Origin of the sequence: Hymenobacter sp. BT491 (assembly GCF_014349165.1) — a bacterium.
GTDB classification, from domain to species: Bacteria; Bacteroidota; Bacteroidia; order Cytophagales; family Hymenobacteraceae; genus Hymenobacter; species Hymenobacter jejuensis.
In genome coordinates this window covers 496383-513494 of the sequence record NZ_JACSJJ010000003.1, presented here as the reverse complement: position 1 = coordinate 513494, position 17112 = coordinate 496383, and the positions used below count along the sequence as shown (strand labels likewise).

At 55.2% G+C, this 17112-nt stretch carries 16 protein-coding genes; 6 read left to right on the top strand and 10 right to left on the bottom strand.

The genetic code is table 11. The features are described 5' to 3' along the window. Positions 1-64 precede the first annotated feature (64 nt). From H9I52_RS13675 to H9I52_RS13640, 8 genes are all read right to left on the bottom strand, one after another. Positions 65-763, bottom strand: coding sequence for a hypothetical protein (locus tag H9I52_RS13675; RefSeq protein ID WP_187454325.1), 699 nt, complete (start codon positions 761-763; stop codon positions 65-67). A gap of 727 nt (positions 764-1490) precedes the next feature. Further along, a complete protein-coding gene (locus H9I52_RS13670; protein WP_230471106.1) occupies positions 1491-2087 on the bottom strand; it encodes an RNA polymerase sigma factor in 597 nt (198 codons plus the stop codon). 222 nt (positions 2088-2309) lie between these two features. After that, entirely contained in the window at positions 2310-5327 is a 3018-nt protein-coding gene (secDF, locus tag H9I52_RS13665) for a protein translocase subunit SecDF (RefSeq protein ID WP_187454324.1), read from the bottom strand. Between the two features lie 136 nt (positions 5328-5463). Then, positions 5464-5829: a hypothetical protein gene (locus tag H9I52_RS13660; RefSeq protein WP_187454323.1), complete on the bottom strand. Its 366-nt coding sequence runs from the start codon at positions 5827-5829 to the stop codon at positions 5464-5466. A gap of 182 nt (positions 5830-6011) precedes the next feature. After that, positions 6012-6647: a uridine kinase gene (gene udk / locus H9I52_RS13655; protein WP_187454322.1), complete on the bottom strand. Its 636-nt coding sequence runs from the start codon at positions 6645-6647 to the stop codon at positions 6012-6014. Between the two features lie 90 nt (positions 6648-6737). Beyond that, positions 6738-7343, bottom strand: coding sequence for an RdgB/HAM1 family non-canonical purine NTP pyrophosphatase (rdgB, locus tag H9I52_RS13650; RefSeq protein WP_187454321.1), 606 nt, complete (start codon positions 7341-7343; stop codon positions 6738-6740). 101 nt (positions 7344-7444) lie between these two features. After that, positions 7445-8275, bottom strand: coding sequence for a DUF1206 domain-containing protein (locus H9I52_RS13645; protein WP_187454320.1), 831 nt, complete (start codon positions 8273-8275; stop codon positions 7445-7447). A 166-nt stretch (positions 8276-8441) separates the two neighbouring features. Continuing rightward, a complete protein-coding gene (locus H9I52_RS13640; RefSeq protein WP_139516036.1) occupies positions 8442-8837 on the bottom strand; it encodes a hypothetical protein in 396 nt (131 codons plus the stop codon). A gap of 207 nt (positions 8838-9044) precedes the next feature. Between H9I52_RS13640 and H9I52_RS13635 the strand changes: the two genes are divergently transcribed. From H9I52_RS13635 to hemC, 4 genes are all read left to right on the top strand, one after another. After that, positions 9045-9290 carry a type B 50S ribosomal protein L31 gene (locus H9I52_RS13635; protein WP_139516037.1) on the top strand — a complete coding sequence of 82 codons (246 nt, stop codon included), beginning with the start codon at positions 9045-9047 and terminating at the stop codon, positions 9288-9290. A gap of 160 nt (positions 9291-9450) precedes the next feature. After that, entirely contained in the window at positions 9451-10656 is a 1206-nt protein-coding gene (locus H9I52_RS13630) for a GlmU family protein (protein ID WP_139516038.1), read from the top strand. A gap of 118 nt (positions 10657-10774) precedes the next feature. Then, a complete protein-coding gene (locus H9I52_RS13625) occupies positions 10775-11908 on the top strand; it encodes an ATP-binding protein (RefSeq protein ID WP_187454319.1) in 1134 nt (377 codons plus the stop codon). 201 nt (positions 11909-12109) lie between these two features. Beyond that, a complete protein-coding gene (gene hemC / locus H9I52_RS13620; protein WP_187454318.1) occupies positions 12110-13057 on the top strand; it encodes a hydroxymethylbilane synthase in 948 nt (315 codons plus the stop codon). Between the two features lie 73 nt (positions 13058-13130). Here the strand turns inward: hemC and H9I52_RS13615 are convergent, their stop codons facing one another. Beyond that, complete coding sequence (locus tag H9I52_RS13615) at positions 13131-13760, bottom strand: DUF2238 domain-containing protein (RefSeq protein ID WP_187454317.1); 630 nt, start codon at positions 13758-13760, stop codon at positions 13131-13133. Between the two features lie 143 nt (positions 13761-13903). Between H9I52_RS13615 and H9I52_RS13610 the strand changes: the two genes are divergently transcribed. Next, positions 13904-14548 carry a peptidylprolyl isomerase gene (locus H9I52_RS13610; RefSeq protein WP_187454316.1) on the top strand — a complete coding sequence of 215 codons (645 nt, stop codon included), beginning with the start codon at positions 13904-13906 and terminating at the stop codon, positions 14546-14548. A 2-nt stretch (positions 14549-14550) separates the two neighbouring features. Next, the gene (locus H9I52_RS13605) at positions 14551-15462 is read left to right on the top strand and encodes an SDR family oxidoreductase (RefSeq protein ID WP_187454315.1); all 912 of its coding nucleotides are present in this window, start codon (positions 14551-14553) and stop codon (positions 15460-15462) included. Between the two features lie 616 nt (positions 15463-16078). On the opposite strand, the gene H9I52_RS13600 is transcribed toward H9I52_RS13605, so the two are convergent. Beyond that, a complete protein-coding gene (locus H9I52_RS13600) occupies positions 16079-17095 on the bottom strand; it encodes an ABC transporter permease (protein WP_187454314.1) in 1017 nt (338 codons plus the stop codon). Between the last annotated feature and the right edge of the window lie 17 nt (positions 17096-17112).

Sequence of the window (17112 nt, the reverse complement as noted above, 5' to 3'; positions counted from 1 at the left end):
TCCGGGGAAGCAGGCTTTGTCGCGAGCAAAGCCAAGGCAAGAGTCAGGAAAGTGGGTGGCAGCGCTACGGCTGCACGAGGGGCTGCATGGGCAGCAAGCTGTATTTAAGCGAGAAGAAAGCGCCGGCGCTGCTGAGCTTGACTTTGCCAAAGCCCACCCCGCCCAGCGGGATTTTCACGTAGGGTTCGCCCTGCACCGACCAGCGCCCGCCCAGTGCCCGCTCGTACCCCGCCGACAGATTGAGCACGCTGAAGAAGTGGTTGGAGCCGTTGTGGCGGGTCCACTCGCGGTTCAGAAGCTGCCCCGCCGAGTAATATGCGTAGCGGTACCGTTCGTTGCGCATTAGCAAGGACGAAAGGCCCGCCCCGGCAAACAGTGCGTATTGCGGCCGGCTCACGACATCGTAGCGCAGGTTGAGCGGCAAATCCAGGATGCGGCAGTTGGCATACACCTCGTCGAGCTTAAGGTAGTTGGTCCAGTAATGCTGTGGGGGGTGGTAATCGCTGCCCTTGGCATCGTATTTCTTCACCGACTTGATCAGGCCGGCCGCTATCCGCAGGCGAGGCGTGACCCGATACTCAAGCATCAGGCCCAGGTTGCTGCCCGGCGACGTCAGGCTGGAGGAGCGTACTTTGCTGAGTTCAGGGGCGTATAAGAAGTTGACACTGAAGCGATAACCCAAGCGTGGCGCGGGTTTTTCCGGCTCTTTACGAGCTGTCGAGTCCGGTGCGGGCGCGGTGGGCAGCGGCCGAGTACGAGCCACAGAATCACTGCTGACACTGGCCGGCAACGCTTTGTTTGACGCTTCGGAAGGTTGGTCGACCGGAACCAGCGCTTCCGAAGGAGCCGCCGCTATAGTCGGGTTTTCGTCAACTTTAACTGGGGCTTTCGGAGCCGCTGCGGTTTGTGAACTGCTTGTGTAAGAAGGTTTTGATGATAAGTCGGACCCCTTTTTTTCTAGATCAGTTCGTGGCCGCGGTGCTTTGCGGCTGCCAATGCCGGCTGCCAGTGCGAAAGTTGGTGAGCGCCGAACAACTGGCCGATTCGAGCCGGTAACTGTGCTGCGTTGGACCGCAGCCTTAGCCGATTCTACGGCCGGTTGCGTTGGCGTTGCGGGCGTGATGGCTCTACTACCAATCCCTGGGAGCGGTGACTGAACTGGGCGCCCAGATTTTGCTTTTGTAGAAGAAGCAACAGCAGCGGAGGCTAACTTCTTGGGAGTGACGGCTTTATTATGGTTATTGACAACTATTTGGTTATCAGGTACTTGTGTATTAGGAGAAGGGCTGATTCTCGGGCTGAAATGTACCCAGAGTACTGCCAATAAGGCGATCAAGGCTATTTCAGCGGCAAAAAAACCGGCGATTTTCCGGTAAACAAGTTGTTGAACAGCAGCTGCTTCCAGCTTTTGTTCCATTTGCAACCACGCGTTGAGGTTGTGTTCCTCCGGGTAGTTTTCCGCGCCCTGTCTGAACAGAGCGTCAAGCTCTTCATCCGACATTTCCGGCGTATGCATGGTGGCTAGTTTTTTTTAATAAATCCTTGAGGTGTGCCCTCGCTTTCGACAGGTTCGACTTCGAAGTACCCACCGAAATGTGTAGGCGGTTGGCAATCTCTTCGTGCGTGAAACCGTCGATAACGTACAGGTTGAATGCAGTGCGGTAGGCCGGAGGGAGTTGGTGAATCATATGCAGCAGCTCGTCGTAAGAAAGCGAGTCCAGGGCTGAGCCTCCTTCGTCGGCGAGGGCGTAAGCAGTTTTGTCCAGATCCTGCTGATGTTGGTGCTTTTCTTGGGCGCGGTAGTGGTCAATGGCCGTGTGAATCATGATTTTGCGAAGCCAGCCGCGGAAAGAGCCGCTGGTTTCGTGCTTCGTGGGATCGAAATGGCTCACGTCGCGGAATACTTTCATAAACCCGTCGTTGACTGCTTCCATCGCTTCGTCGCGCGTGCCGGCGTAGCGCAGGCAGATGCTCATGCTGTAGCTATAGTACAGCGAGTACAGACGGCGCTGACTTCCCCGGTCAGCACGCCGGCACCCGGCCAGTGTGGCCAGTAGCATCTCGAGGTCGTGTTCAGGTTGGGGCACGGTCGCGGGGTTTATATCTAACGACTCGGACGGACGGACAAAAGGGTTGCCTGTAGCTACACAAAAGATAGCGAAATAGTAATTCTTTATTTCAAGCTGTTGATAATGAAATAGTTGTGGTGTAAAGTTGGGATGCTGTTTACTCAGGATGAATTTGACTACAACAAAAAAGGCCGCTCCCAGTGTGGGAGCGGCCTTTTAGAAGCCGGAAATCGGGACTGGTTACTTAACAGCCGTCGAGAGCTTGGGAGCGTCGGCGCTGGCCACGCTAGGCGTGTTGGAAGTGCCGCGTTCGCGGGCTTCCTTGCGGCCATAGGTGTCGAGGATCAGCGGAGTCGCAATGAACAAGGACGAATACGTACCGAAGACGATACCCACCAACATGGCAAACGAGAACGAACGCAGCGTTTCGCCGCCGAAGATGTAGAGCACCAACACCACCAAGAATACCGTGGTGAACGTGATCATCGTGCGGGAGAACGTGCTGTTCAGGGCCGGATTCACAACCTGCGCAAACGTCAGGTTGGGGTTCTCACGCAGATATTCCCGGATGCGGTCGTAGATAACCACCGTGTCGTTCATCGAGAAACCAATAACCGTCAGCACAGCCGCCACGAACACCTGGTCCATTTCGTAGTTCAGACCCAACGCGCGGGCAATCGGGAAGGCCGCGATCACGAGCAGCGCATCGTGAAACAGTGCCACAACCGCTGCCATCGAGTACTGCCACTTTTCAAAGCGCAGTAATACATACACGAAGATGCCCAACAAGGTCAGGCCCAGGCTCAGAATCGAGGTTTTCTTGATGTCGTCGGCAATAGTAGCGCCTACTTTCGAAGTGCTGAGCACTTTCGGATTGTCGGCGCCATATTGCTTCAGGCCCGTAGTCAGAGCAGCCAGCACTTTCTGGTCGCCGGCAGTGCTTTCGTCTTCCGCCAAATAGCCTGTGGTGATGCGCAGACGATTGGCGGCGCCAAAGGTTTTTACCTCCGTACCCGCACCTTTAAAGTCATCGTTCAAGGCTTCTTTTACATCCGAAGCCGCTTCTGATTTGCTGAACTCGACGAGGTAGCTGCGGCCACCGCGGAAGTCAACCCCTAGGTTCGGGCCGCCTTGGATCGCCATCAGCACGAAGCCAACCACGATTACGACGGTCGAGAAGGCGTAAGCGATTTTGCGCTTACCCACGATGTCGAAGTTGACATTCTGGAACAGGTTACGCGACAGGAACGTGCTGAAGGTGATCTTCGACGTGTCCTTGCCTTTGGTCAACCACTCGATGATGAGGTGGGAAATGTAAACTGCTGACAGGAAGGAAGTTAATACGCCAATACCCAGCGTGATTGCAAAGTTTTGTACCGGGCCCGTGCCGAAGAAGCCGAGAATCACGGCAATCAGCATCGTGGTTACGTTGGAGTCGAAGATGGCCGAGAACGCCCGCTTATAACCGGCGTTGATGGCATCTTTCAAGCCGTGGCCGTGGTTGAGTTCCTCGCGAATCCGCTCGAAGATCAACACGTTGGCATCCACCGACATACCGAAGGTCAGTACCATACCGGCAATACCCGGCAGCGTGAGGGCCGTGCCAAACTGCGCCAACACACCCAGAATCAGGAACATGTTGAACAACAGAGCTGCGTCAGCTACCAAGCCCGCGCGGCCGTAGTAAATGGCCATGAACACCATGATGATGATCAGACCGGCAACCGAGGAGTAAAGACCTTGGTTAATAGCTTCTTGACCCAACGACGGACCAACTACCGCTTCTTCCACAATGCGGGTAGGAGCAGGCAGCTTACCGGCCTTCAGTACGTTGGCTAGGTCTTGCGCTTCTTCAATGGTAAAGTTGCCCGAGATGCTGGAGTTGCCACCGGCAATCTCCGACTGCACAACCGGGGCCGAGTACACATAGTCGTCGAGCACGATGGCTACCTGACGGCCGATGTTGGCGGCGGTCAACTTCTGCCACTTATGGGCACCGTTTGGCGACATCTGCATCGACACTTCCGGGCGACCGTTCTGGTCGTAGTCCTGACGCGCGTCGGCCACTACATCACCAGCTAGTGGCGGCGTAGCTGCGCTCGATTTGCGGATAGCATACAGTTGGAGGTACTCCTGGCCTTCGATGGTCGTCGGCTTCACGTCCCACAGGAACGTCAGGTTTGGAGGCAATACAGCGCGTACTTCCTGCGTTTTGAACAGCGAGTTTACGCGAGCCGTGTCGCGGACATTACTGCCCAACGCGCCTGGCATCGTGAACAAGCGAGCTAACAGGCTGCTTTGCTGAGGATTAGCGGAGTCGGCTTTCGCAACGTTTTTCGCGGCGTTCTTTTTGGCCAATTGGCTAGCCAATGAAGTTGAATCGCCCGTGGCAGCGGTGGCGGCAGTAGCCGTGGTATCCTTTTTTGCGGCCGGAGCGGCAGCAGTGCCTTGCAGTTTGTCAGCTTCTTCTTTGGCCGACAATACGCTGTTGAGTTGGTTGAAATACGGTGCGAACTCATCCGTGCGCCACACTTCCCAGAACTCCAATTTGGCCTGGCCTTGGAGCAGTTTGCGAACGCGGTCGGGGTTGTCGACGCCGGGCAGTTCGATTTGCAGACGGCCCGTGCCTTTCACACGCTGAATGCTGGGCTGGTTTACGCCGAACTTGTCGACGCGGGTACGCAGGATGTTGAATGAGCGGTCGATGGCTTCTTCTACTTCCTTGTCGATGGCGCCGATCACTTTCTCGTTGGTCGAGTTGATGTCGATGCCGCGGCTCTTGTTGGTAGTGTTGGCAAACAAGCGAGCGAGCTTGTCGTTAGGCGCCACCGTGCGATAAGCCTGCGCAAACAACGCCGTGAAAGGCGTCGAAGGGTTGGTTTTCTGCAGCTCCTGTGCTTGGGTCAACGCTTTGTTGAAGTTGGCATCTTTGGAGTTGCCGGCCATCGCGCGCACAATCTCCACGGGCGATACTTCCAGCGTCACGTGCATGCCGCCCTTCAAGTCAAGGCCCAGGCCGAGCTCGCTGGCGCGAACGTCGCGGTAGGTATAATCAACACCCAAGATGTTGGCAACAGGGGCGCGCCATACCGAATCGAGGTAGTGCTGGCGTTGTTGCTGATCCACCGTGCCATTGTGCGTGGCATAGGTCACGGCGTTGGCTTGCACCCGCCGCGAGATAAAGGTGAATGTGAAAAAGTAGGCGCACAGCAACGACACGATGAGTGTCAAAGCAATGATAAGTCCTTTGTTACGCATTTATAATAAAGAAAGGTGGTTACCTAAGAATGCCAAAGACGCATCGTCTGGCGTAGTCAATCTGCTTATAAATCAGGTGCTTATGAATGGCTAAATGCCAATTCATCGTTTTTAATTCCTGACTTCGGTGCGAAAGCTAGGGCGCCTGCGGCGACAACGCCGCGAGCAGCAACCGCGAGCGGAACAAATCCGGCACGGCACACGGGCGGGGGCGCGGCGCAGCCAGGCTGCGAACGGCTACGGCCCAGGTCAGTGGTTCGGGAGCAGGCAGCCAAGCCTCAACGGCTGGTGCCAGCCACGGGGCCAAAGCGGCCGTGGCTTCCAGGGTAACTTTTTGCTTTACCACGGCTGCCTTCGGAGCAGCGCCCACGTGCGCAGCCTTGCCCACCGGGACCCGGAAGGTAGCCACGGCCTGGTGGTTCAGCGACAGCACAAACAGCAGCGTGGCTGTGAGCATCGCAAAACGCAGGCGGGGTAAAAACGTGGTGACGGACAAGAACATGGTCAGGGTAATGGCTACAAATATAGCCAATTGCGCGGGCCAACGAAATAAGAACCTGTAGGCGGCGGCTGGTTTGGGGGTAAACGCAAGGTGTTGGCGGGGCGCAGGCAAACAAAAAGCGAGCGCTGCCGGTCCGGCAACGCTCGCTTTGGCAACAGCCTAAAGCTGCTTGCCGGTGCTTGCTACTCTGATTTGGTTTTGGTCGGAACCTTGCTTTTTAGGAAGGTAACGAGCACTTCCAGCCCCTTGTCAAAATGCCGATTGTTCGGGATGATGAGGTCGGCGTCGTGCTTAAAGGGCTTGATGTATTTCTCGTACGTGGGCGCTACGTGGTTGGTGTAGCGGTAGAGCACGTCCTCCAGATCGTAGCCGCGTTCGTCGCGGTCGCGGACGATGCGGCGCTGCAACTTCACATGCTCGCGGGCATCGATATACACTTTCAGGTCGAGCAGTTTGGCTACTTCCTCGAAGTAAAAAACGAAGATGCCTTCTACAACCACAATAGGAGCCGGATGAAAAACAAGTTCGCTGGGCGTGGCGTTGGGGTTGTTAAATGTATATTCCGGTCGGCGTACCTCCTGGCCCTGACTGATGCGCAACACATCGGCGGCGTAGGCTACAGAGTCGATGGAAGAAGGAAGGTCAAAATTTGTAACTCCTTGATCATCAACTTGTTGTGTTTCGCGCGGGTGGTAATAATTATCCTGCGAAATCAGACAAATGTCTTCCGATGGGAAGGCAGCCAGCAGCCGGCGCAAAAACGTGGTTTTGCCGGAGGCGCTGCCGCCCGTAATACCGACGATGAAAGGATGTTGCATGGGGTGGGGAAACGGCCCGTACCGGAAGGGCCAACCGTGCAAATTTACGAATGCGAAACGAGGAATTGGAAATTCGCCGCAAACTGCCCCTTATTTCTCTGCTCCAACGTCGCCCGCCGCCTGGGTATTGAGAAAGGCAACCAACTGTTGCACAGCCCGGGCGCGGTGGCTCATCGTGTTTTTTTGCGCCAAAGTCATTTCGGCAAAAGTTGCGTCGTGGCCTTCCGGCCGAAACACAGGATCGTATCCAAAACCATCTTTGCCCTGTCGCGTGTCGGAAATTGAGCCGCGCACTTCGCCATCGAACTCGTGCACTTCGCCGCTTGGCAGGATCAAGGCAATGACCGTCCGGAACTGCGCGCTGCGGTCGCTGGCCGTGCCCAACTCGTGCAGCAGCTTCGTCACATTATCCGCAGCCGAGCGCTGTGGCCCCGCATAGCGCGCCGAATACACACCGGGTTCTCCATGTAAGGCATTTACTTCCAGGCCGGTATCGTCGGCAAAGCAGGATACGCCATAGTGCTCCCACACGTATTCGGCCTTTTGGCGAGCATTGCCGGCGAGCGTATCGCGGGTTTCGGGCAACTCTTCCTCACACCCAATGTCGCGCATGCTGACTAGTTCGATGAAAGCAGGCAACAGCGGACGTACTTCGGTCAGCTTGTGTTCGTTGTTGGTGGCAAAGCAAATGCGCATACTTGTTTAGAAGTAAATAAGGGTAATTAGCCGCGTGAAGGCACAAAAATTGGCGGCACCAAACTACAACCTCAGCTTGGAATGCCCTGCGCATCCTGCGCTCATACGCCGCGTAACACCGGATAGCGCGCTTGCACCAGCATGTAGAAGCCATACGCCATCAAGCCCAGCGCTACTACCCCGAGCACAGCCGGGCCCATAGTTGCCAGCAAATCAAAGGCTTCATCGGTGGCGCCAACTGCCGAGGCTCGGGACTCACGGCCTGCTTGCACGAAGAAGTAGCCAATAATAACTAGCACAATGCCACGGGCTGTGTAGCCAATCTGTCCGGCACGGTATACAACGTTCTGCTGGTTCGGCGGAAGGTTGCTGGCGTTTATATACTGTTGAAACCTGCCGGAGTAAGCATTGATGAGCTGATAAATGCCAACGACGATAATAATCAGGCCCAACAACAACACCAGCCAGTCACCACCGGGCCAGCTGAGCACTTTGGCTGTGAGCGTTTGTTGGGTGTTGCCGCCACTGTCGGCGGCCCCATTCCAAGCTAGGCGCGCGGCAAACCACGCCAAACTAGCGTACACCAAGCCGCTGCCAATGTAGCTAAGCCGTTGGCCGATGCCTTTAGCACCGGAACCTTTGCTTTCCGTATCGCGCACGGCCTGCACGATTCGCCAGATGATGTAGCCAAGCAGCCCAAACGCAATCAGGCCCAAAAGCACTGGGCCGCCGGGTAGGCCCTGTAGCGTCTGCACGGCTTGTTTTTTATCGGCGGTTTGGCCACCCCGTTGGCCCAAAGCCGCTAGCAAAGCCAGAATGCCCATCAACAGATACACCACCCCAATGGCCGCAAAACCAAAGCGGGCCAGCATCCGGATGCCAGGGGAAGGGGAAGCCGGAAGCGCAGACGAAATGGAATCGGTTATGGACATAGGTAGGAGATCTGGCAGAAGGTGCCTCCTCCCGTACGCAGAAATCCCATAGCAAGGTTAAACGGCCGCCTGCCTGATACGCAGCTTGATTTCCCAGATCACACCAGCCTGTATCGAAAGCGTCTTACGTTAATGAAATAACTACTTGATAATTAAACAGTTGTATCTACTTGAATATAAGCTTGATACTGGCCCAAGAGCGCTGCACGGCTCTGGGAGCCTTTGCTAGCACGCTGGTATACGATCGGTCGAGAGGCACGCTGCGCACCACCAAACGGTAGGCGACCGGGCTGGCTATCGTCGGGCCAACATCGAGGTAGCGGTAGTGCTGCTGGCCCGTAGGTGCAACAGAAGCCAAACGGATATAGCCGGATTCGTGGTTGGTTTTGCGGTACAAATCGTAGGCTTGCACCACCGGCTCGCCGGCTACTTGCCACTCCAGCTGCACGTTGTTGCCCACGTATTTTGAGTGGAAGGCTGTAACGGTCGCAGTCCCAAACAGCATGGCCACGCTTGCCAACACAAGGCCTGCTACCAGCAAAAGTTTGAAGGTGAAATGCATACGCTCCGCAATCTGAAACCAAGAAGATAACGACAGCGCAGGATTAAAAGTATGTAAGTGCCGGGTGTGGCCTTGGTTTACAAGCAGTTTCGGGGAGCTTTGGTACGAAATCGGGTGGTAGGTTTTTGATTTACAGGGATAACACGTACTTTTGCAATCCCTTCCGCAAAATCGGCAGGCCCTGAAGGTTTTAACGGTATTACGACCATGAAAAAAGACATCCACCCCGAGTATCGCGAAGTCGTGTTTCAGGACACGTCTAGCGACTTTAAATTCATCACGCGCTCGACGATGACCTCCAACGACACTATCACGATGGAGGATGGCAAAACCTATCCTGTCATCAAGGTGGAAGTTAGCAGCGCATCGCACCCTTTCTACACCGGCAAAAACGTGTTCATCGACACCGCTGGCCGTGTGGAGAAATTCCGCAACCGCTACCAGAAGAAGTAATTATTTGGTTGTCAGCTTGGAGCGGCAACCCAGTAAGCAAAATATTTGGAACTCCCGCTGGCAAGTCTGGCGGGAGTTTTTATTTGTGCCAACTTGCCGTTGCTAGGCACGCGCAACCCGGCGCCTGCCTCCGGAAACGAACCACAGTCGACTTATTGCCATGACCGTTCTGCTCTTCGACGACCCCGACATTCGGCAAAATCTGTTGCCCTTTACCTTCACGCGGCCGGTGGCGGCTCTGCGCTGCGGCATCCTGACGATCGCCGAAAAGTGGCAGCATCGCTTGCGCCAGGAAGTTCATTACCTGACGGAGCCTTACTTGCAGGCAAAATACCCCGCCGGCCCCGTGGCAGGTGCCGCGCTGGTTATCAACGGCGCCATTTGCCCCGACGACGTGCTCGTGCAGCAGATTGAAAACCTCCAGCCCGGGCAGGCCCTTTTTTGCAGCGAAACCCTGGTAGCGGCCCACTTATCCGATGCTTCCAAGGTGGCAGAGCTGATCCAAGATGGTTTTGCAGACGAGAAGGAAGTTGCTGAACCCGTGACACTTATTCGGGAGGTGTGGCATTTGTTTCTGCGCAACGGCCGCGAAATCCGGGAAGATTTTGACATGCTTACCCGCGGTCGGCAATCCCAGCCCATCACCGATCCGCATACCATCGTCTACGGCGCCGAGAACATCTTCCTTGAAGAGGGCGTGAAAATCCGCGCCGCCATTCTGAACGCCGAAGACGGCCCAATTTACCTGGGCAAGAACTCGCAGGTACACGAAGGAGCCATTATTAAAGGGCCGCTGGCATTGGGCGAAGGATCTCATATCAATGCCGGCGCCAAAATGCGCGGCGACAACACCGTGGGGCCTTATTGCAAAGTAGGCGGCGAAGTCGGCAACTCCATCTTGTTTGGCTATTCCAACAAAGGCCACGACGGCTACCTCGGCAACTCCGTGATTGGCGAATGGTGCAACCTGGGTGCGGATACCAACACCTCCAACCTCAAGAATAACTACGCGCCGGTCAAGATCTGGAGCCACGCCAGAAGCCGTTTCGTGAACACCGGCCAGCAGTTTTGCGGCCTAATGATGGGCGACCACAGCAAGTGCGGCATCAACACCATGTTCAACACCGGCACGGTAGTAGGTGTGGGCGCCAATGTCTTCGGGGCGGGCTTTCCGCGCACGTTTATTCCCTCGTTCAGTTGGGGCGGGGCGGCTGGTTTCGAAACCTTCAAAATGCCTAAAGTAGCTGAAGTAGCTGAGCGCGTGATGGCCCGTCGGCACTTGGCATATGATGCTGTGGAACAAGGCATTATGCAGCACGTCTACGATGCCACGGCAAAAGACCGGGTGTGGGAACGGGCCAGTTAGAGCCTGCTGTCTACTTTCGCTACCCCGACCTTTCTTTGCGCTGGGCACAGCAAGGTCCTTTGTAGATTCAGGATGGCACTTTGTGGTAATTTATTGATAATCAATTGGTTGTAGTATAATGCGTTTTGCTGAAATTCCGGGCCAGAATGCGGTGAAGAAGCTGCTGGTGCAGTCGGTGCAGCGGCAGCATGTGGCGCATGCACAGCTGTTTCGCGGGGCTGAAGGCTCGGCGGCGATGGCGCTGGCTTTGGCTTACGCCACGTTTCTGAACTGCGAGGCCCGCCAACCCGACGATGAAGATTCATGCGGGCAGTGTGCTAGCTGCCAGAAGATTGACAAGCTCATTCACCCCGACCTGAATTTCATCCTGCCCGTTACTTCAACCAAGCAAGTGCCGAAGGACGCGGTCAGCAGTAAGTTTGCGGCCGAGTGGCGCAGCTTTGTGCTCGAAAATCCCTTCCAAGGCCTCAACGACTGGATGCAGCACATTGGCGCCGAGAACAAACAAGGCAGCATTTCGAAAGAAGAAAGCCTGCAACTGCTGAAGCTCGTGTCGCTGAAGGCGTTTGAAGCCCAATTCAAAATTGTGGTGATCTGGCTGCCGGAACTGATGCACCCGGCCGCGGCCAATGCCGTGCTCAAACTCCTGGAAGAGCCGCCGGCCGCTACCATTTTCTTGCTGGTGAGCCACGCGCCCGAGCAACTGTTGCCCACCATCGTGAGCCGCGTGCAACCCGTGGTAGTGCGCGCTTATTCGGAAGAAGAACTAGTTGATTATCTGCGAGATGTACAAAAAGTGCCCGAGGTGAAAGCCCGGCAGTTGGCGCAAATTTCCGATGGCAACCTGGGCGCAGCACTCGCCGCTCAAGATTCGGCCGACAGTGACTATTTCGCTTTGTTTGCGGAGTGGATGCGGCATTGCTACGGTCTGAAAGTAGATAAGCTGCTCGCCACCAGTGACGAATTTCAGAAGATGGGCCGCGAAAACCAGAAAGAGTTTCTGCAATACGCGCTGGGCCTGTTGCGCAAGGTGCTGCTGTTTGGGATCGACGCGAAGTTTGTGCCCCATCTGCCCGCCGCTGAGCAGCAGTTTGTCACGGGTTTCAGCCGCTTTGTAAGCCTGCACAATGCCGACCCAATTACGCGCGAACTCAACGAGGCGCACTACCACATCGAACGCAATGCCAACCCACGAATGGTGTTTATGGATACCTCGCTGCGGGTGGCCGAGTTGCTAAAAATGCCAGCCTAAAGGCTTCCAACGCCGAAAATACAGTTTGGTAAGTTGCTATAGCTAGTGCTAAATCAGCTATAGCTTATGCAAAGCGCGGGGGTGTTGTAGCTTTGTATTTCGCGGAAGCGTAGGCAAGAAACGAAATGCTATTGGTTTGGCCGCGGCATTATTTTGGCCTCCGTGGATGTTCAGGCTTCTGTATTGATTGAAGACTTATTTATGCCTACTACTCGTCCGATTCGCATTGGTACCCGCGGCAGCAAGCTTGCGCTGTGGCAAGCCCACCACGTTGCTGCGTGCTTGAAGCAGGAGCAGATTGCTTCTGAAATCGTCATCATCACGACTACCGGCGATGTGATTCAGGATCGCTCACTGGCCAAAATCGGGTCGAAGGGCGTGTTCACGGAGGAGCTGGAAGAAAGCCTACGCACCGGCCACATCGACGTGGCTGTGCACAGCGCCAAGGACGTGCAAAGCACCATTCCCGACGATCTGGAGCTGCTGGCCTTTATGAAGCGCGAACGGGTCAACGATGTCGTCCTGAGCTTCGATTCGACATTTTCTTTAGATCGGCCGGGCATTACATTGGGCACCAGCAGCACCCGCCGCAAGGCGATGTTCCGGCGTTTTTATCCCAACGCCAGCACGGCCGAAGCGCGCGGCAACCTGCAAACGCGGCTGCGCAAGCTCGAAGAAGGCCAGTACGATGCCTTGGTGCTTGCCTACGCCGGCGTGCATCGCATGGAGTACGACAAGCTTATCCGGCATATGCTGCCCGAAAAGCAGTTTGTGCCGGCAGCGGGCCAGGGCAGCGTGGCCATCGAGTGCGCCCATACCCTGGACGGTGAGCTGAAAGCTACCCTGCAGCGCATCCTCGACCACCCGGCCACGCACACCTGCCTGCTAACTGAGCGCGCGTTTCTGCGCACCATGGAAGGCGGTTGCAGCATTCCTTCGTTTGCGCTGGCTACTTTCACCACGACCGGTACGCTGCAACTCCACGGCGGCCTCATCAGCCTCGATGGGAAGCAGTACATCGACGAAACCTTTTCCACCGTTGACGCCCAACAGGCTGAGGCCATGGGAGTTCGGCTCGCGGAAAGCGTGCTAAGCAGGGGCGGCCGGGAAATACTTGACGCCATCCGGCATCACCGCACCGAAGCCTAAATTCTGGTAATTACTTACAAAAAAGCCGTCTGACATCAGCCAGACGGCTTTTTTGTAAGTAATTGATTGCTAATTATTTATGATTATTGGAAGATTTGCTTCGTAGCCAATAAATAATCAGGGCGAAGACAGCGCCACTAGTATCAGCGAGCATATCTTTTTGGGCATCCCAAATGTCGCCTTGGCTACCCAGGAATGCAGCGCCGGCCGATGGATCGCTTAAATCGGCGTATAGCCACTCGATAAGCTCGTAACTCATGGCGATGGTGGCAATGGCGAACAGCGCAAACAAATACGAAACCGCGCGGCTGCGGATGGTGCCGTTGCGGTCGGTGAGCTCGATGATGGCAAAGGCGTAGAAGCCCACGCTGAAGTGCGCCACGCGGTCGTACATGTTGCGCTTGAAGCCAAAAAGGTTGTTAAACCAATCAAAAGGCACCTTTTCGAAAGTGTAATAACCGCCAATGGTGTGCAGAAAGAGCAGCACGCTCATCAGCACATACGCCAAATTGGAGAAGCGCACGCCACGCATATACAGCACCACCAGCAGCACCGCAATCGCTACGATGGGCGTATTCTCGGCCACCCACGTCCCGCGCTCTGCCGGGTGAATAGCCAAAGCAGTAAATAAGAGCACGTAAAGGCCAAGCAAAACTTTGGGCAGCCACTGGGACTGAGCGACGGGCGTAGAGCGTTCGGGCATCAATAGGGGAGTTGGGTACGGTGCAGCTTACGTGGATTTTGGCATTTCGCCTCAGTTTGCCGCGCGGCCAACCCGGGATTTTCTCGCCGCTCCAGCCGAAAGCGCGTAATTTCGCTGTGTTATCTTTCAACTCTTACGCCTTTATGAAATCAATATTCCGCGTTACGGTGCTGCTGTGGGCCTTGTGGCTGGCGGCATCACCGGCAGTGTTCGCTGCGAAAGCCCCGAAGAAAACCAAGAAAGACGAGGTGGTGACCATCAGCACTTCGTTGGGTGACATCAAGCTGATTCTGTTCGATCAAACGCCGCGGCACAAAGCTAATTTTCTGAAACTGAGCAAAAGCGGCTTCTACAACGGCACTACGTTTCATCGTGTTATTCAGGACTTTATGATTCAGGGCGGCGATCCTAATTCCAAGGATGCGGATGCCGCCAACGACGGAGCCGGCGCTGATAACGAGAAAATGATCCCGGCCGAGATCCGGCCCGAGCTACATCATCAGTACGGAGCCGTTGCCGCCGCCCGCCAGGGCGATTTTGTGAATCCCGAGCGCGCGAGCAGCGCCTCGCAGTTTTACATTGTGCAAAACCACCGTGGCACGCCGCATCTCGACGGCGCCTATACTGTATTTGGCCAGGTGATAAGCGGGATGGATGTGGTTGACAAGATTGCTACACAGCCCAAAGATGAACGCGACCGCCCCACCACCGACATCAAGATGACGGTGAAAGTAGAAAAGCTGAAAAAGAAGAAAATCACGGAGCTGTACGGCTATCAGTATCAGTAAGCATGAAAAAGCGCATCCTGATTACGGGCTCGAACGGATTGCTTGGTCAGAAACTTGTTGCGCTACTTCGGGAGCATCCGGAGGCGGAACTCATTGCCAGCTCACGGGGGCAAAACAAGCTTGCCGACCTGTATCCGGACGTGAAGTTCGTGGCCCTCGACGTGACCAACGGCCCGCAGGTGCAGCAAGTGTTGGCGCAGGCGAAGCCAACGCACGTCATCCACACCGCCGCCATGACCAATGTAGACGAGTGTGAGCTAAACCAGGAAGCGTGCTGGCTGCAAAACGTGACTGCCGTTGAGAACTTGATAGCGGCTTGCGAAGCCTTGCACATTCACTTTGTACACGTCAGCACCGACTTTGTCTTCAGCGGCGAGGAAGGCCCGCTGACGGAAGAGGCGGTGCCGGCACCCGTTAATTTTTACGGTCAGAGCAAGCTGGCTGCTGAAAAGGCGGTGCAGGCCTGCAAAACGCCTTGGGCTATTGTGCGTACGGTGCTGGTGTATGGCATTGTGCACGAATACGGCCGTACCAACATTGTGCTCTGGGTGCGCGACTCGTTGCGGGCCGGCAAACAGATAAAAGTCGTCAGCGACCAGTTCCGTACGCCCACGCTTGCCGAAGATTTGGCCGAAGGCTGCTGGTTAGTAGCCAAACACAATGCGACGGGCATTTACCACATCAGCAGCAGCGAACTGCTCACGCCCTACCAAATGGCGTTGCAAGTAGCCGATTACTTTGGGCTAGATAAGTCGCTCATCGTGGAGGTGGATGCTACCACGTTTACCCAGCCGGCCCGGCGTCCGGCTCGAACCGGATTTATCATCTCGAAGGCACAACAGCATTTAGGCTATCGGCCGCATACGTTTCAGGAAGGTATTGCTTTGCTGGCGCGTCAAACGCAGGATGTATAGCTTTGATAACAAAAAACATAGACGCAAAAAAACCGCCGGCAAAGCCGGCGGTTTTTTTACACACCTATTGCAACAACCTTAAGGATATTGAAGCAGTCCGCATGTAATGCGGCAACTTCAATCCTATTTTTTATCTTTAAAAGTAAGATCCTGTTGATCCTACCAGCAATCCTCCCACCATAATGGCGGTACCGTTGCGCAGCGCTGCCTCCGCCGACTCAGGTGACACTAGCTCCCCGCCTAAAGTCAGGCAACCAGTAGTCTTTGTGCGTTGCCGTGAGGGCATATCCAGCAAAACCAGATCCAGAGCCAAGCTCCGACGACGACGAGTAAGCAAAGAGCAATTCATTATAAAATCACGAGCTGTGACAAGCAGTATTCAGAGGATTCTTGCTGTTATCTGTTACAAATATATAGTAGCAGTATAGCGAGATAAAGGAAGATATCGCAGCAGTTGTGACTACCCCGCCAGGGGCGTTGGTAGCCTCAAAATCACATTCGACAATCTGTGGGTATTATGCAATTGATTGATTAATAATTGGTTGTATTGCGTGCTGCTCGGTGTTCTCCTCAGTAAAAGTCTAGTTTCAGCGTGATTCGTGTGGCGATTGTGGAGTTAGTTTGTGACATTGCCTTGAGCAAGACCGGGAGATTTTATTGCCCTATTCATGCCGAGTTGCCGCAGCGCCAATACGGTCAAGACCAACGCCGCGCCGGGGAATAGAACCAGCCACCAGGCAGAGGTATCGAGGCGAGCGGTAGCCAGCGTTCGGCCCCAACTGGGCACTTCGGGCGGCAATCCAATGCCAAGGAAGGAGAGCGTTGCCTCCAGTGTGACTAATGCGGCCATACTCATCGGGAAACCAACCCATATCGGACGCCAAGCATTGGGCAGCGCATGACGCCACAACAGACGCCAAGTTGGCAAGCCAGCAGCTAGCCCCGCCTCCATAAAAGGCAGCGCACGCACGCGCAGCAGTTCCGCTCTTATCAGGCGAGCCGGTGCAGTCCAGGAAGTACCGATCAGGATTAAAAGCAAGCTGCCCAACGATGGTTGGAGCACAGCTGTGAGCGCCAACACCAAAATGAGTTGTGGCATTGACGAGAGCAGTGCCACAAGTCCCAAGAACAGGCTGTCGGCTGGAAGAGCCCAGCGTTTGGTAGCAAGTGGGGTACGCGATAAGATAAAGTATAGTATTGCGTATAAAGTAATGATTATCAATGATTTATAAAATAAGCTAATAGGTGGTATAGATCCGACGGCTATAAGAACCACTGGTAAAATCAGGGCACTGGAAACCCACCAGGGTGCGGCGATTTTTAGCGTGTGGTCGCCCCAGAAGCCGGCCATGCTACCGAGTGCAATACCGAGAAAAGTAGCGAGTAAGGCAGCAGGCAAACTCACCAGCAGCGTCGTCTGGGCGCCGAAGAGGAGCATGGATAATACATCGCGGCCCAAGGGATCGGTGCCCAGCCAATGAGGTGCATCCGTTCCGGGCCTTACAAGGCTGGAAGGTGCCACCGAAATGGATTGCTGGTCCGATGCGTCGGGTGGGTAAGGTATTGGTAGATAAGAAGTTGTGAAGGAAATAATAACAACAAACAGCAGCCAGCCCCAAGCCAGCTTCTGCATCCCCGAAAGCGAAGCCC

Bases quoted from the DNA above. Each gene is read 5' to 3' on its own strand.
- H9I52_RS13615 (WP_187454317.1), bottom strand. From the start codon at position 13,760: ATGCCCGAACGCTCTACGCCCGTCGCTCAGTCCCAGTGGCTGCCCAAA.
- H9I52_RS13630 (WP_139516038.1), top strand. From the start codon at position 9,451: ATGACCGTTCTGCTCTTCGACGACCCCGACATTCGGCAAAATCTGTTG.
- rdgB (WP_187454321.1), bottom strand. From the start codon at position 7,343: ATGCGCATTTGCTTTGCCACCAACAACGAACACAAGCTGACCGAAGTA.
- H9I52_RS13645 (WP_187454320.1), bottom strand. From the start codon at position 8,275: ATGTCCATAACCGATTCCATTTCGTCTGCGCTTCCGGCTTCCCCTTCC.
- H9I52_RS13625 (WP_187454319.1), top strand. From the start codon at position 10,775: ATGCGTTTTGCTGAAATTCCGGGCCAGAATGCGGTGAAGAAGCTGCTG.
- H9I52_RS13605 (WP_187454315.1), top strand. From the start codon at position 14,551: ATGAAAAAGCGCATCCTGATTACGGGCTCGAACGGATTGCTTGGTCAG.
- hemC (WP_187454318.1), top strand. From the start codon at position 12,110: ATGCCTACTACTCGTCCGATTCGCATTGGTACCCGCGGCAGCAAGCTT.
- H9I52_RS13610 (WP_187454316.1), top strand. From the start codon at position 13,904: ATGAAATCAATATTCCGCGTTACGGTGCTGCTGTGGGCCTTGTGGCTG.
- H9I52_RS13640 (WP_139516036.1), bottom strand. From the start codon at position 8,837: ATGCATTTCACCTTCAAACTTTTGCTGGTAGCAGGCCTTGTGTTGGCA.
- H9I52_RS13600 (WP_187454314.1), bottom strand. From the start codon at position 17,095: ATGCAGAAGCTGGCTTGGGGCTGGCTGCTGTTTGTTGTTATTATTTCC.
- secDF (WP_187454324.1), bottom strand. From the start codon at position 5,327: ATGCGTAACAAAGGACTTATCATTGCTTTGACACTCATCGTGTCGTTG.
- udk (WP_187454322.1), bottom strand. From the start codon at position 6,647: ATGCAACATCCTTTCATCGTCGGTATTACGGGCGGCAGCGCCTCCGGC.
- H9I52_RS13660 (WP_187454323.1), bottom strand. From the start codon at position 5,829: ATGTTCTTGTCCGTCACCACGTTTTTACCCCGCCTGCGTTTTGCGATG.
- H9I52_RS13635 (WP_139516037.1), top strand. From the start codon at position 9,045: ATGAAAAAAGACATCCACCCCGAGTATCGCGAAGTCGTGTTTCAGGAC.